Source organism: Arthrobacter sp. FW306-05-C (genome assembly GCF_021801725.1).
Classification (GTDB): domain Bacteria; phylum Actinomycetota; class Actinomycetes; order Actinomycetales; family Micrococcaceae; genus Arthrobacter.
This window is the reverse complement of the sequence record NZ_CP084556.1, coordinates 4,046,197-4,061,086: the sequence shown is the minus strand read 5'-3', so window position 1 is coordinate 4,061,086 and position 14,890 is coordinate 4,046,197. Positions and strand designations below refer to the sequence as shown.

The 14,890-nt window shown below is 66.8% G+C and carries 12 protein-coding genes; 4 read left to right on the top strand and 8 right to left on the bottom strand.

Annotated features, from left to right (window positions below; translation table 11 throughout):
• Nucleotides 1-207 precede the first annotated feature (207 nt).
• The 3 genes from LFT44_RS18880 to LFT44_RS18870 form a co-directional block, all read right to left on the bottom strand.
• On the bottom strand, nucleotides 208-1,848 hold the full coding sequence (locus tag LFT44_RS18880; protein WP_236800001.1) for a GMC family oxidoreductase: 1,641 nt from the start codon (nucleotides 1,846-1,848) through the stop codon (nucleotides 208-210).
• Entirely contained in the window at nucleotides 1,849-3,387 is a 1,539-nt protein-coding gene (locus LFT44_RS18875; protein ID WP_236802955.1) for an aldehyde dehydrogenase family protein, read from the bottom strand.
• 123 nt (nucleotides 3,388-3,510) lie between these two features.
• The gene (locus tag LFT44_RS18870) at nucleotides 3,511-4,125 is read right to left on the bottom strand and encodes a TetR/AcrR family transcriptional regulator (RefSeq protein WP_236800000.1); all 615 of its coding nucleotides are present in this window, start codon (nucleotides 4,123-4,125) and stop codon (nucleotides 3,511-3,513) included.
• Nucleotides 4,126-4,277: 152 nt separating this feature from the next.
• On the opposite strand from LFT44_RS18870, the gene LFT44_RS18865 reads away from it, so the two are divergent.
• On the top strand, nucleotides 4,278-4,466 hold the full coding sequence (locus LFT44_RS18865; protein ID WP_236799999.1) for a hypothetical protein: 189 nt from the start codon (nucleotides 4,278-4,280) through the stop codon (nucleotides 4,464-4,466).
• Nucleotides 4,467-4,516: 50 nt separating this feature from the next.
• Here LFT44_RS18865 and LFT44_RS18860 read toward each other — a convergent pair whose 3' ends face one another.
• On the bottom strand, nucleotides 4,517-5,794 hold the full coding sequence (locus tag LFT44_RS18860; RefSeq protein WP_236799998.1) for a benzoate/H(+) symporter BenE family transporter: 1,278 nt from the start codon (nucleotides 5,792-5,794) through the stop codon (nucleotides 4,517-4,519).
• A gap of 261 nt (nucleotides 5,795-6,055) precedes the next feature.
• Here LFT44_RS18860 and LFT44_RS18855 point away from each other — a divergent pair, with 261 nt between their 5' ends.
• Nucleotides 6,056-8,389, top strand: a complete 2,334-nt coding sequence (locus LFT44_RS18855; protein WP_236799996.1) for a chromosome segregation ATPase — start codon at nucleotides 6,056-6,058, stop codon at nucleotides 8,387-8,389.
• A 102-nt stretch (nucleotides 8,390-8,491) separates the two neighbouring features.
• Here the strand turns inward: LFT44_RS18855 and LFT44_RS18850 are convergent, their stop codons facing one another.
• Together LFT44_RS18850 and LFT44_RS18845 are read right to left on the bottom strand one after the other, a co-directional pair.
• A complete protein-coding gene (locus LFT44_RS18850) occupies nucleotides 8,492-9,190 on the bottom strand; it encodes a type 1 glutamine amidotransferase domain-containing protein (RefSeq protein ID WP_236799993.1) in 699 nt (232 codons plus the stop codon).
• A gap of 46 nt (nucleotides 9,191-9,236) precedes the next feature.
• Entirely contained in the window at nucleotides 9,237-10,109 is an 873-nt protein-coding gene (locus LFT44_RS18845) for an aldo/keto reductase (RefSeq protein ID WP_236799991.1), read from the bottom strand.
• Nucleotides 10,110-10,248: 139 nt separating this feature from the next.
• Between LFT44_RS18845 and LFT44_RS18840 the strand changes: the two genes are divergently transcribed.
• Together LFT44_RS18840 and LFT44_RS18835 are read left to right on the top strand one after the other, a co-directional pair.
• On the top strand, nucleotides 10,249-11,238 hold the full coding sequence (locus tag LFT44_RS18840) for an LLM class flavin-dependent oxidoreductase (RefSeq protein WP_236799989.1): 990 nt from the start codon (nucleotides 10,249-10,251) through the stop codon (nucleotides 11,236-11,238).
• Nucleotide 11,239: 1 nt separating this feature from the next.
• Nucleotides 11,240-12,772 (top strand): MFS transporter, encoded by a 1,533-nt coding sequence (locus LFT44_RS18835; RefSeq protein WP_236799988.1) that lies wholly within the window; start codon nucleotides 11,240-11,242, stop codon nucleotides 12,770-12,772.
• Here LFT44_RS18835 and LFT44_RS18830 read toward each other — a convergent pair.
• Complete coding sequence (locus LFT44_RS18830) at nucleotides 12,769-13,902, bottom strand: FAD-dependent oxidoreductase (protein ID WP_236799986.1); 1,134 nt, start codon at nucleotides 13,900-13,902, stop codon at nucleotides 12,769-12,771. The two genes, LFT44_RS18835 and LFT44_RS18830, sit on opposite strands and share 4 nt — an antisense overlap.
• Nucleotides 13,903-13,920: 18 nt before the next feature.
• Nucleotides 13,921-14,847, bottom strand: coding sequence for an AEC family transporter (locus tag LFT44_RS18825; RefSeq protein ID WP_236799984.1), 927 nt, complete (start codon nucleotides 14,845-14,847; stop codon nucleotides 13,921-13,923).
• Nucleotides 14,848-14,890 lie beyond the last annotated feature (43 nt).

The window sequence follows — 14,890 nt, the reverse complement described above, 5'->3', positions numbered from 1 at the left end:
CCTTGTGGATCGGACTCTTAGACAAGCCCCACTCCACTTGGAGGTCTTCTTTTTGTCACCTAACCACGCCGCATGTTCCTAACCTCCGTGGTCAATACACCTAGTTCAGAAAAGCACGATGGGAACGGCCGCCCTGGGGTGCGGCGAGATAAACGTTCTGCGGGGGCCGGCGCTGTTGGGAACGCGGCCCCCGGGATGACCCGCCGCTTAGGCGAGGGACGTGCTGAGCTCCTTCTCTTCCAGGGCGTGGGTGCCGGCGTAGTCCGCCTTAATCAAATCAGCGCAGCGCTCGCCGATCATCATGACGGTGATGTTGGGATTGACGGTGACGTGTTCAGGCATGACGGACGCATCGGCGACCCGGAGGCCGGTGACGCCTTTGACCCGCAGCCGGGCATCCAAGGGAGACATCCCGTCGTCGTCCGCTCCCATGCGGACCGTGCCCACCGGGTGGTAGACGGTGTTGTGGGTCTTGCGGATGTAGTCCTGCAGTTCCTCATCCGACTGCGCCTCGACGCCGGGCGACAGCTCACGGCCGGTCCATTCGGCCATGGCGGGCCGGGCGGCGATTTCGCGGGCCTTGCGGATGCCGGCCACCATCACGCGCATGTCGTGGCCTTCCGGGTCCGTGAAGTAGCGGGGATCCACCATGGGCTTGTCGCGGAAGTCGCGGCTGCGCAGGCGCACGGTGCCGCGGGAGCGGGCGTGCGTGACGTTGGGGGTGAGGCTGAAGCCGTTTTCCGTGGTGGGGTAGCCGTGCCGCAGGGTGTTCATGTCGAACGGGACGGAGCCGTAGTGCATCATCAGGTCGGGCCGGTCCAGGCCGTCCTCGGTGGGCGTGAAGATGCCGATCTCCCACCACTGGGTGGAGGTCTGCACCATGGGCTGCTTGGCCTCGAACTGCACCACGCCCTCCGGGTGGTCCTGCAGGTTCTCACCGACGCCGGGGGAGTCCACCAGCACCTCGATGCCGTGCCGGGCCAGGTGCTCTGCCGGGCCGATGCCGGAGAGCATCAGCAGCTTGGGGGAGTCGATGGCGCCGGTGGACACGACGACTTCGCGGTGGGCGGTGAGCCGGTGGGTCCGGCCGAACGCGCCGTCCACCACGTCCACGCCGGTGCAGCGCTTGTCGGCGTCGAACACCAGCTGGCGGGCACGCAGGCCGGTCAGCAGGGTGAAGTTGGGGCGGTCCACGATGGGGTGGATGTAGGAGACGGAGCTGGAGGACCGGGTGCCGTCAGCGCGGCGGTTGATCTGGAAGAAGTTGGCGCCGTTGACCACGGTGGTGCCGGTGTTGAACTTCGCCCGCGGAATCCCGGTCTGCTCACAGGCGTCCAAAAGCGCGACGCCGGCAGGATCCGCCGGGGGCACGTTCATCAGGTGCACGGGGCCGGAGTCCCCATGGTGGGGTGCGTCCGGGCCGGCGTCCTCATTGGTTTCCAGCCGCTTGTACAGCGGCCAGGCGTTGGCAGCGTTCCAGCCGGTGGCGCCGTACTTGGATTCCCATTCGTCCAGGTCCTCGCGCGGGGCCCAGAAGGCGATGCAGGAGTTGTGGCTGGAGCAGCCGCCCATGACCTTGGCACGGGCGTGGCGCATGAAGGAGTTGCCGTTCTCCTGCGGCTCGATGGGGTAATCCCAGTCGTAGCCCGATTCCAGCAGTTCCATCCAGCGGTCCAGCTGCAGGATCTCGGGGATGTTCCGGTCGTCCGGGCCCGCCTCGACGAGGGCCACGGTCACCTCCGGATCCTCGCTGAGCCGTGCTGCCACGGCGGCCCCGGCGGACCCGCCGCCGATCACGACGTAGTCGAACCCGCGGTCGCTCACGTCCTCGATGTTGTCGTAGTGCATCTAGTTCTCCTTGCTGTGGTCAGCGAACCAGCCGGTGACCTGCGGGCCGGTGTTCTGGTAGATGTGCTTGGCTTCCTGGTATTCGGCCAGGCCCGTGGGGCCCAGCTCGCGGCCGACGCCGGACTGGCCGAAGCCGCCCCACTCGGCCTGGGGGAGGTAGGGGTGGTAGTCGTTGATCCAGATGGTGCCGTGGCGGAGCCTGCCTGCAACGCGCTGGGCCTTTCCGGCGTCCTGGGTCCAGACGGCGCCGGCCAGGCCGTAGATGGTGTCGTTGGCGGTCGCCACTGCCTCGTCCTCGGTGCGGAAGGTTTCCACCGTGACCACGGGGCCGAACGCCTCGTCGGTGACCACGGACATGCCGCGTTGCACCTGGTCCAGGATGGTCGGCTGGTAGTAGAAGCCGGCGTCGTACTTTTCCCCTTCCGGCGCCGCGCCGCCCGTTCGCAGCCGCGCGCCCTCCGCGATGCCGCGCTGGACGAAGGCGTCCACCTTGTCCCGGTGGGCGGCTGAGATCAGGGGTCCGGTCTCGGCGTCCTCGTCGAAGGGGCCGCCGATCCGGATGTCCTTGGCGCGGCGGACCAGTTCATCCACGAAGCGTTCGGCGATGGATTCCTCCACCACCAGCCGGGCGCCGGCGGAGCAGACCTGCCCGGAGTGGACGAATGCGCCGTTGAGGGCGTTGTCCACGGCGGCGTCGAAGTCGGCGTCCGCGAAGATAACGTTCGGGTTCTTCCCGCCAAGCTCCAGCGCCACCTTCTTGACGGTGCCGGCAGCGGCCGCGGCGATGCGCTTGCCGGTTTCCAGGCCGCCGGTGAAGGAGACGAGGTCGACGGCGGGGTGTTCCGAAAGCGGTGCCCCCGCCTGGGGGCCGGTGCCGGTGACGAGGTTGGCGACGCCGGCCGGCAGGCCGAGGTCCTGCAGCAGCTGCATGGCCAGGATGCTGGTGGACGGGGTGAGCTCGGAGGGCTTGAGGACGAAGGTGCAGCCGGCAGCGAGGGCCGGGGCGATCTTCCACGCGGCCTGGAGGAGGGGGTAGTTCCATGGGGTGATGAGGCCGCACACGCCCACGGGTTCGTAGACGATTTTGCTCACGACGGCGGCGTCCCCGGCATCCACCACGCGGCCTGCCTGCTGCCCGGCGAGCCTGCCGAAATACTCGAAGCAGGCGGCAATGTCATCCATGTCGATGCGGCTTTCCACCATCCGCTTGCCGGTATCCAGCGATTCGGCACGGGCGAACTCTTCCCGGCGCTCGCGGAGTCCCGCGGCAACCTTCAGGAGGAAGGCGCCGCGCTCCGGTGCCGGGACGTCCGACCAAACGCCGGAGTCGAAGGCGGCGCGGGCTGCGGCGATGGCGCGTTCGGCGTCTTCCCGGCCGGCTTCGGAGACGATGGCGGCCAGTTCGCCATCGGCCGGATTGCGGATTTCGCGCACGGCGCCGGAGGCTGCCTGCTCCCACGCGCCGTTGATGAACAGGGTGGATGCTGTATCGGTTTCGACGCCGAGGACGGGGTCCTGCGTTGATGTGGCGTAAGTCATACCGAGGACAGTAATGCACATTGAACAAGTGTTCAATAGATTTCTTGAACGCTTGTTCAATGATGTTGATGGCGCTACGGTTGCCTTGCGGTAGGGCCGCTCAGCCTGCTCAGGCCCGGCGTTTTAGCCGCTTTCGCCCCGGCCGGGCTCGTTGATTGGCGCGAAGGCGATCTCTTCCGTCCGCGTAATACTTCGTTGAATGGAGGCTTTGTCCACCCCGAGCAGCGCCGTCAGCCACATGCCGTTCTGGATAACGACGATGTCCGAAGCCCGCTCCCTGCACGCCAGCCAGGGCAGGTCGGGCTTGGCGCTGGACACCAGCGCGGCGAGCCCGTCGATGTACCGGTCAAAGGCAGCGGCGTTGATCTGCGCGTAATCCTCGTCCGCCTGGGCCAGGGCCCAAAGGTGAAGGCGCAGGGAAAGGTAGCGGGTGGTGAGCAGGTCGGCGGCTGCCACTCGATGGAGCGCCCTCCGAAGTTGCTCATCGGGGGACACCGACGGGTCCGGCGCGACGAGCAGGAGATCGTGCTCATCCACCCTGCCCAGGGCTGCCCGGATCAGGGTGGTTTTGTCGTCGTAGTAGTAATTGACCAGTCCCAGTGCCACGCCCGCCTCGCGCGCCACGGATCGCATGCTCACTCCCGCGATCCCGTGACGGGACAGCAGTTCCATCGCTGCGTCAAGGATGCGCGATTGCCTGTCAGTCTGTTCGCCGGAGTTCACGGCACTGGTCCCCATCTGGCCAGACTATTGCCTATCACTGCACCTGCCTAACCGCGCACCAGCGCGCACTTTCAAGGAACGGCCGGCCTGCCGATTGTGTTTGAAGCCGTCGCCTCCCGGGCACGGTACTGGTACACCCGGGATTTATCAGTACAGCTTGGAGAAAGATGGAAAGCGCAAGCCTCGTTGCCCTCTTGTTTGCGGGCGCCATCCGCGCCGGCGGCAGCGCACTGCCGCACGCCCCACAGGTCGTGGCGAAGCCCGGGTGGAAGCGGCTGGCGTGGCTGGCGTTTCGGAGCAGGACAGCAACTTTCCTGCACCGGCTGGCCTGGGCGGTTGAACCGGACCCGCGCTGACGCGGAAATGTTCCTGCCAGGCGCTGTGGCACCCGCACGCCCGGTCCGCCTCAAGCGCGGGCGTGGTCCGCGCGCTCCAGCAGGCGGGACACCCCGTAGCCGATCACCAGCCCCCAGAAGGCTGCATGAATGTTGAAGAGGTTCATGCCGGAAATGGTCACCACGAACGTCACCAGTGAACCGAGCGTGAAGCTGCTGGCGAAGGCCGTGACAAACGCCTGCTGGAGGGCCCGCAGCATCGCGATCCCGCCCAGTGCCAGGACGAATTCCTTGGGCGCGGCCAGCATCAGCCGGGTCAGGGTGGGGGCAAACGCTGCGAACACCAGGGCCAGCAGGCCATACGCCACGGCCGCCGTGTATTGGCGCTCCCTCTTCCCGGACGTGGTCAACAGGGCGTTGGTGGGGCCCGTAACGCAGGCCGAAACGGCACCGAAGCCGGCGTTCAGCACTGAGAACGCACCGGAGGCCATGGCGAAAGCATTCACCGGCGGCTGGTGGCCGGCAGCGCGGAGGACGGCGATGCCCTGGCCGTTTTGAACGAACAGCACGGTGACGGCCAGCGGAACCACCAGTTCAAGCTGGGCGGCCCACGTGAATTCAGGGGCGGTGAAAACCAGGGTGGCCAGAAGCGGCCCGCCGGGCAGCAGGCTGAACTGGCCGCTGGCCGCCACCGCGATGCAGCCCGCCACCAGGGTGCCCAGGACCGGCGGCAGGAACCTGCCAAACCGTGGAACAGCGGTAAGGACCAGGAACGCGGCCACCATCGGAGCTGCCACCGCCGGGTTGTCCTGGGTCGAGGCGACGATGTCTGTACCGAACTTCAGGAACACCGCGGCAACCATCGCCATCACGAGCGGCATGGGCACCAGCGCCATGGCTTTGCGCACAACGCCGGTGGCGCCCAGGGCGAGGATCAGCACCCCGGACGTAAAAAACGCCCCAACTACTTCGGGGAAGGACAGGTGCTGGAGGGAAGGTCCAAGGAGTACCGTGCCCGGAATGGACCAGGCAAAGCCTAGCGGCTGGCGGTAGATGAGCGACATCAGCAGCGTGGCGGCCCCGCCGGAAAAGAGAATGCCAAAAACCCAGGACGACAGCTGGCTTTGGGTCAGGCCGCCCGCCGTTCCGACGGCCAGGGTGACGGCGATGGGCCCGGAGGCCGCGAAAATAAGCCCGATGGCGCCGTTGGAGACATAAGACAGGCCCAGGTCGCGGAGGATCCGGCGGGGACCCGCGGGCCGGACGCCGGGACGTTCCAGCAGGCGTTCCGGAGCTGCAGCCACGGCAGATTCAGCAAAGGCAGATGGATCCTGGTGGGGGTGCGTCATAGGGGCTCCTGGCAGTGGCTGCATCAGTATAGGCGTTCGGGGTGCCTGAATGGACCCGGCCCGCGCTTCCGGCCTGGTACGTCATCGGACTGGGCTACGGCAAGGGGGCGGCGCGCCCTGTCACACATCCAGCAGAAAGCGAGTACTTGGGGAAAAAAGACAAGTGGTAATTACGCGTGTTCTACCCCTGCACCGAAATCTACGGTGGGCCTGTGAGGCGGCCAGAGAGGTCAGCCGCAATGGTCTTTATCAGGAGCTCGCATGCGCACTTCCCCTTCCAAATCCCCCCTGTCCCGGCGCCTGGCTGCAGCTGTGGTCCTGCCCGGACTGCTCACAACCACCCTGGTGCTGGTCCAGCCCGCGGTGGCAGCCCCCGGCACGGCCCCCGGAATCTGTAACGGCGTGGTCAACCAGCTGGCGCACCGCGGCGCCGTCCAGGAGAACCTCCTGAAGGCCGCCGCCAAGAAGAACGCCGACGCCATTGCTGCCCGGCAGGCGGAGAAGGCTGCCCTTCAGGCCCAGGCAGATGCACTGGCGGCACAGAAGGCGGACGCGGAGAAGGCGCTGGCTGACCTTGCAGCCCAGGAGACGCAGCTGGACAGCCAGGAAGCAGCAGCGCAGGCGGAGGTGGACAAGCTAACTGCCCAGCAGGCGAGCCTGGCCTCCCAGGTGACGGCAGCGGAAGCCGCCCTCGCCGACCTACAGAACCAGCAGGCAAGCGTGGCGGGCCAGCTGGCGCCGCTGCAGGATGAACTCGCCGCGGCCCAGGCCGCCTCCGCCGCCTTGAAGGACCAGGCGGACAAGCTCGGCGCAGAACTGGTGGCCAACAGCACGGCGGTTGCGGCTGCCCGTACGGAGCTTTCCCGGCTGCAGCAGGCCGCGGACCAGGCCGCTTCAGACGTCACTGCCAAGGAAACCCAGATCCAGCAGGCCCAGGAACAACTGGCGGCCCTGACCGCTCAAGCGCAGCAGGCCGCAGACGCCGTGAAGGCTGCACAGACGGAAGTCACTGACGCCGAAAATCAGCTGAAGGTACTTGAAGCTGCCGGAACCACCGCGGTCGCGGACCTTCAGGCGCAGCAGGACAAGGTGGATGCGGCCAAAGCCGCACTGGCCACACTGCAGGAGACCGCTGCCGCCGCGGACGCCGCTGTCAGCAGTAAGAAGGATCAGATCGCCACGGCCCAGACGGAGCTTACGGCCCTGCAGTCCGCGGCCTCCACTGCCAAGGCGGCACTCGATGCCAAGAACGCAGATATCACCGCAGCCCAGTCGGACCTGGCCACGCTTCAGGCCAATGCGGAGGCAGCCGCCAAGGCAGTCAGCGACAACAACGCCAAGATCGCCGCCGTGAACGCTGACATCACCAGCCTCCAGAGCCAGATCTCAAGCGTGAACAGCCAGATCGTCACGAAACAAGCGGCGCTGGCCCAGGCCCAGAGCGACCTTGCAGCACTGCAGGCGCAGAAAGACGCGTTGACTGCGCAGATCGCTGACCTGGACAGCCAGATTGCTGCCATCAATGGAAATTCCAGTAAGAAACGGACGCTTCAGGCCCAGCGCGACGCCCTCCAGGTTCAGTTGAATGGCGTGAACGCCCAGATTGCCGACAAGAACGCGACGATTTCCGGACTCCAGGGTGACCTGGCCACCCTCCAGAAGCAGGTCACCGACTTGAACAGCCAGCTTGTGGCCAAGCAGCAGGAAAGCAGCACCCTGCAGCAGCAGGCAGCCCCGCTGCAGGCAGCGTTGGACGCCGCCAACGCAGCGGTTACTGCAAAGCAGGACGACATCGCCACCCTCAAGGCGCAGGTGCCAGCGCTGCAGGACGCCGTCAACCAGGCCAACGCGGCTGTTGCCGACAAGCAGGCCGAGCTCACCACCCTGCAGGGGCAGCTCCCGGCACTGGAACAGGCAGCGAAAGACGCTGCAGCCGCGGTGACGGCCCAGCAGCAGGTGGTGGCGGACCTCGAAGACGCATTGCCATCCCTCACCGAAAACGTTGAGCAGGCCCAGCAGGCCATCACGGATCAGCAGGCCGTCCTCGACGCGAAAAATGCAGCATTGACGGACGCGCAGGCAGCACTGAGTGCAGCGAATGCCGCCGTACAGGACAAGCAGTCGGAAATCTCTACGCTCCAGGGCCAGCTCCCGGGACTGCAGGCCACCCTTGATGCCGCCAACACTGCCGTTGCACAAAAGACTGCAGAAATCGACTCGCTCAACCAGATCGGCGACAGCCTGGTAGCCCAGATCTCAAAGCTCAATACCCAGATTGCCGCCGCCGAAGCCAACGTCCTGGACCTGCAGACGCGGGTGGCGCCGTTGTTGGACCAGCTCAACAGCCTTACCGGAGACATAAATGCTGCGGAAGCCAACCTGGCATCCCTGCAGGGCCAGCTGACCACGGTGGACAACCAGCTCACCGCCGCGCAGGACACTCTTCGGGCCATCCAGGGCCAGAAGAAGCAGAACAAGGACGCCATTGAGGCCCAGAAGTTGCTGGTGGCCAGCCTGCAAACGCAGCTGGCGGACATCCAGAAGCAGATCGCCGCCATCGATCCCAGCATCGCGAACGGGGGCTGCGCCGCCTGATCAACCAGGCATGAAGACCGGCGCCCAATGGCGTGCGCCGCAAGGAGGGGACCAGTTCTTTGCGAACTGGTCCCCTCTGTTACTGCCTGAAGGACGCGCCGGCTAGCTCAGCGCGGCCAGCACTTCCTTGGCCACGTCCCCGCTGGACTGCGGGTTCTGGCCCGTGATGAGATTGCCGTCCCGGACCACATTGGAGGACCAGGCCGCGCCGTTTTCGACGACGGCGCCCTTCTCCTTGAGCGCGTCCTCCACCAGCCAGGGCGTGTTTTCGCCCGTGCCCCCGCCAAGTTCTTCCTCGTTGGTGAAGACCGTGAGGCGCCGTCCCTTGAAAGTGAACCCGCCGTCGTCGTCTGTTGCGCTCAGCAGCCCGGCGGGACCGTGGCAGAACGGTGCGATGATCTTGCCGCTTCGGTCTGCTGCCACCAGGATGCGGCCCAGGTCGGCATCCTTGTAGAGGTCCGCCATGGGGCCGTGCCCGCCGGGCATCACCACGGCGTCGTAGGAGTCAATGTCGACGTCGGCAAGGACCAGCGGGTGCGCCAGCTCACCGTCGATCCGGGCCAGGTAGTCCTTGAACCCCTGCGCACGTTCCTCGCCGCCGGCCGACTCAGGGGCCAGGCTTACCTGGTCCACGGTGGGCTTCCGGCCGCCGGGGGTGGCGATGTGGACCGTGTTGCCGGCCTCGGTCAGGGTCTGGTGGGACACCACCAGTTCCTCCGCCCAGTAGCCGGTGGGGTGTTCACTGCCGTCCTTCATGGTGAGGGAATCTGCGGCCGATACGACCATCAAAATGTTTGCCATGGTGTTTCTCCTGTCTTAGCTGACGTGAGTGGCTGGAAGCCGCTTGCTACTTGCCGGCTGCTTCAAGCTCAGCGTACGTGTCGTCGTCGAGCGTGATGCCGGCGGCGGCCATATTCTCCTCGAGGTGCTCCACGGAGCCGGTGCCGGGAATCGGCATCATCACGGGGGAGCGGCGCAGCAGCCAGGCGAGTGCCACCTGGGAGGTGGTGGCGCCCAGCCGCTTGGCGGCCTCATCCAGCGGGCCACCAGGCTGCGCGAGCTCGCCGGCGGAAATCGGAGCCCACGGGATGAAGCCGATTCCGTTCTCCTCGGAGTAGCGCAGCACGTCCTCGGAGCTGCGGTCCGTCAGGTTGTAGCGGTTCTGGACGGTGGAGACCGTGAAATGCCTGCCTGCAGCTTCCAGCTCCTCAACGCTCACCTGGGACAGGCCCAGGGCGCGGACCTTGCCTTCGTCCTGGAGCTCGCGCAGCACGCCGAACTGCTCCTCGGCGTCCACCTTGGGATCGATCCGGTGCAGCTGCAGCAGGTCCAGGGTGTCCACCTTCAGCTTGCGCAGGCTCAGCTCGGTCTGCTGGCGCAGGTATTCGGGCCGGCCAACGGGAATCCACTTGTTGGGCCCGGTGCGGGTGAACCCCACCTTGGTGGCGATCTTCAGCCCCTCCTTGTACGGGTGCAGGGCCTCGGCGATGATTTCCTCGCTGATGTTGGGGCCATAGGAGTCAGCGGTGTCGATGAAGTCCACGCCGAGTTCGACGGCGCGGCGCACCACGGCGATGGCGGCCTTGCGGTCTGCGGGCTCACCCCAGACACCGTCACCCACGATGCGCATGGCACCAAAACCGAGCCTGTGCACGGTTCCCAGGTCCTTGAGATCGATCGTTGCGGACAGTTCCAGCTGGTTCGTTGAATCATGGCTCATAGGGGCGGCAACATCGTAAGGGTGCTGAGTATTCCGGAGAAGACGAAATAAGCCGGGCTCCGGCGTGGTTATGTATCAAGTGCCCGCCGCAATCCGGCCGGTGCTTCTTACGAAACGTTCCTGAAAGGCCGCAACTGACGTGACTCTTCCCCTTTCCATCCTTGACCTGGCAACCATCGGCAAAGGCCAGACGGCGGCGGAGAGCTTCGCGGGCAGCGTGGCCATGGCGCAAAGCGCGGAGAAGCTGGGCTACCGGCGCGTGTGGTACGCCGAGCACCACAACATGTCCTCCATCGCTTCCTCCGCCACCAGCGTGCTGATCGCGCACGTGGCCGCGCACACTGAAAGCATCCGGCTGGGTGCCGGCGGCGTCATGCTGCCCAACCATTCCCCGCTGACCATTGCAGAACAGTTCGGCACCCTGGAAACCCTGCACCCGGGCCGCATCGACCTGGGCCTGGGCCGCGCGCCGGGCAGCGACCAGAACACCATGCGCGCGCTGCGCCGCGACCCGATGTCCGCGGACAGCTTCCCGCAGGACGTCCTTGAACTGCAGGGCTACCTGACCGGTCCCACCCGCATCCAGGGCGTCGAGGCTACCCCCGGCAAGGGAACCAATGTTCCGCTGTACATCCTGGGCTCGTCCCTGTTCGGCGCCCGCCTGGCCGCGCAGCTGGGCCTGCCCTACGCCTTCGCCTCGCACTTTGCCCCGGCCGCCCTGCAGGAAGCGGTGGCCATCTACCGCCGCGAGTTCAAGCCGTCAGCCCAGTTGGACGCCCCGCACGTCATTGCCGGCGTCAACGTCATCGCCGCCGACTCCGCTTCCGAAGCGCAGGCGATGTTCCAGGCCACCAAGCGCGCCCGCGTCTCCCTGTTCTTTGGCGGCGGCCGGGAATTCACCGACGACGAGGCGGACATGATCCTGGACTCGCCGCAGGGCCGGCACATGGCACAAATGATGACCTACTCCGCAGTGGGGACGCCCGACGTCGTGATCGATTACCTGGACAGCTTCGGGAAGCACGCCGACGCGGACGAGCTCATCGTGGCGCACCAGAGCCCCGGAACCCAGGACCGCCTGCGGTCCGTGGAGCTGCTTGCCCAGGCCGCTGGGCTGGTGGCGGTCTAACATGGCCGGCGCGGCGAACGCTAAAGACGGCGTAGGGTTCCGGTCCGATCGCGGGCCTATCCTCATTGCCCTGATGCTGTCCACGGGACTCGTGGCCATCGATTCCACCATCGTGGCCACCGCGGTGCCATCGATCGTCCGCGACGTGGGCGGCTTCTCGTCCTTCCCCTGGCTGTTCTCCGCCTACCTGCTGGCGCAGGCGGTGTCCGTGCCGATCTACGGCAAGCTTTCCGACATGGCGGGCCGCAAGCCCATCATCCTCACGGGCATCGGCCTGTTCCTGCTCGGTTCCGTGCTGTGCGGCGTGGCTTGGAGCATGCCCTCCCTGATTGCCTTCCGGGCGCTGCAGGGACTCGGCGCCGGTGCGGTGTTGCCCGTGGCCGTCACCATTGCCGGCGACATCTACACCCTGCAGGAGCGCGCGAAGGTCCAGGGCTACCTGGCCAGCGTCTGGGCCGTTTCCTCTGTGGTGGGCCCCAGCCTGGGCGGCGTCTTCTCCGCACTGGGCATCTGGCGCGGTATCTTCCTGGTCAACGTGCCGCTCTGCCTGCTGGCCGGATGGATGCTGGTCCGCACGCTCCATGAGGACGTGGAACGCGCCACCCACAAGGTGGATTACGCCGGCGCCGTGCTGTTGGCCGGCTCGCTCGGGCTGCTCATCCTCGGCGCCCTCCAGGGCGGCCAGGCGTGGGCCTGGGATTCTCCCATCAGCATCGGCGTGTTCGTGGTGGGCGCAGTCCTGCTGGTCGCATTCCTCCTGGTGGAACGCCGGGCGGCGGAGCCCATCCTGCCGGCCTGGGTGGTGTCCCGCCGGCTGCTGGCCACCACCGCGCTGGTCTCCTTCGGCGTCGGCGCGGTGATGATCGGCCTGACCTCCTACGTGCCCACCTTCCTGGAAGGCGCCCTGTCCTCCTCGCCACTGGTGGCCGGCCTGGCGCTCGCCGCCCTGACCCTCGGCTGGCCGCTTAGCGCCTCACAGGCCGGCAAGTTTTACCTGCGGATCGGCTTCAAATCCACGGCGCTGATCGGCATCGCCGTCTCGGTGGTGGGCCTGCTGATCCTGTCGCTCACCGCCTCCTCACCCAACGTGGCGCTGATCGCGGTCAGCTGCTTCGTCGTCGGCCTCGGCCTGGGCCTGCTGGCCACCCCCACCCTGATCTCGGCCCAGTCCAGCGTGCCCTGGCATGAACGCGGCGTGGTGACCAGCACCAACATGTTTGCCCGGTCCATCGGCAGCGCCCTGGGCGTGGCGGTGTTTGGTGCCGTGGCCAACTCCATCTATGACGGCAGCAGTGGTGGCGAGGCCGATCCCGCCACGGTTATTTCCGCGTCCGGGGCCGTCTTCCTTGCCGCGCTGGTGGCCGGGCTGCTGACCGTTGCCGCAGTGCTGTTTATGCCGGCTGTGAAGGCTGACAGCGTGGAGCAGGCCGGGGATGGGGCCGCGGCAGGCGAAGGCCCGGCAGCCACGGAGCCCGCTGGCAACGCTGTTCCCAGCCCCGCTGTTCCCACCCGAGTAAAGGGCCGCAGCAGCTAGCGGGACGCCCGGAAAATTTCGGGCGCGGGGCGGGTCCCGGTGGCAAGGTCGGCCAGGATCCGCCCGATCACGGGCGTGAACTTGAAGCCGTGGCCGGAGAAACCAGCCCCGATCACCACCGGTCCCACGCGGTCCAGGATGAAGTCCTCGTCCGGAGTGGTGGTGTACGTGCAGCTGATCGTCTCGAACGAATCGGCGTCCACGCCGGGCAGCCACTGCCGGGCGTACTCCTGCAGTGCGGCGAGCTGGGTAGGCTCGGGCAGGAAATCGCGGTGATCCGGATCCACTTCCGGGCCCACCCCATGCCAGCCTGCCTTGATGCCTTCGCCCGGGGTCTGCATCCCGTAGATGGGCGAGTACCAGCCCTGGTAGTCCGGGCCCGGGTAGTGGTTGAAGCCCGGCCACACCGCGCCGGCGTCCGCCACCCGGAAGTGCGCCGGCTGCTCCTGGGTCACCCTCAGCTTCGGGATCCGGATGGCTGGGTTGCCGCCGCCCGCAACCTTGCCCAGCAGCTTCTCCGTCCAGCCGCCCGCCGTCACCACGGCCTGGGCTGCGGTGACCACCTCCGTGCCCGCAGTAGATTCCAGCGTCAGCCGCACGCCGTCGTCGAACACCTGGAAGTCCGCCACCCTGGTGTGGTGCCGGATCTCGGCGCCCCGGGCAGCGGCCAGCCGCTGGAAGGCGGGAAGTGCGGCTTCCGGATTGAGCTGGCCGCCGTCGGGCATGTGCAGGACCTGCCGGTCGAACCGGATGCCGCGCCACCGTTCGCCGGCCTCGGCCGGCTGCAGGAACTCGGCGCGGATGCCTGCAGCAGTGAGGGCTGCGGAAATTTCGTTCGGGTCAAAGCCCGGTCCGTGGGTGACGACGCCGGTGCGCGCCAGCAGCTGCTCGCCGCTTTCCTGTTCCAGTTCCTCCCACAGCGCCAGCGCCTCGGCCAGCATGGCCACATAGTCCGGCTGGTGGTAGCCCGGGTTCAGGTTCCGGGTGGCGCCGTGGGACGCACCGACTTTGTGGCCGGGGCCGAACTGCTCCACCAGCGTCACCTGCCGGCCCCGGCGCGACAACGCCCAGGCAGCCGCGGAACCCATGGCCCCGCCGCCGATCACCACAGTGTCCAACACAGAATTCATCAGCCCTCCAAGCTACGGTTACGCCAACAACAGCGCCACGCCGATCATCGCCGGCACCGCCACCACGGTGGTGATCAGCACGGTATCTTTCGCGACGGTGAGTCCCGTCTGGTACCGGCTGGCCGCAACGAACACGTTCTGGGCCGTGGGCAGGGCCGAGGTAACCACCACGGCGAACAGGGCATGCCCGTCCATTCCCAGCGCGAAGCGGGCGAAAAGGTAGGCAAGGGCCGGCTGGATGCCGAGCTTGAAGGCGCTGGCCAACAGGGTGTCCAGGCGCCGGCCGGCGGAGGCCTGCAGCGGCCGGGTGCCGTTCAGGCTCATGCCGAACGCGATCAGCATGGCAGGAATAGCCGCGCCGCCGATCAGGTGGATGGGCTCCATGACCAGTTCCGGGACCTGGAAGCCCGTGCCGGCCACCAGCAGCCCCAGGCCGGAACCCACGATCATGGGGTTGCGCAGGATCATCAGGAAAAAGCCCAGGACGGTGGTGCGGTGCGTGCTGGTGCTCGAGTCCAGGATCATCAGGAACATCGGGGTGAAGAAGGCCAGCTGGAAGATCAGCAGCGGCGCCACGTAGCTGGCGTCGCCCAGGACATATACCGCAATAGGAATACCTAGGTTCGCGGAGTTCGCCAGGGAAGCGGACATGGCCGACATCAGTGATTCGGGAAGCGCCCGCTTCAGCCAGAACCTGGTGATGGCGAAGAAGATGGCTGCCGTGACAATGGCTGCCACCGCGGTGACGAGCAGAGGTTCGGCGAAGACTTCCTGCAGGCGGGCCTTGCTGAGGGTTTCGAAGAGCAGTGCCGGGCTGGCAACGAAGAAGGTCAGGCCACTGAGGACGGGCCGGGCGTTGTCGCCGAGGATCCTTTGCCGGCCCACGAACCAGCCCACCAGGATGATGCACCAGACAACGAAGAAGCCGGCCAGCACCCCTAGCAAAGGATGCCTCGCGGGGCATGGAAGAAGGGTCTACCGGAGTTCA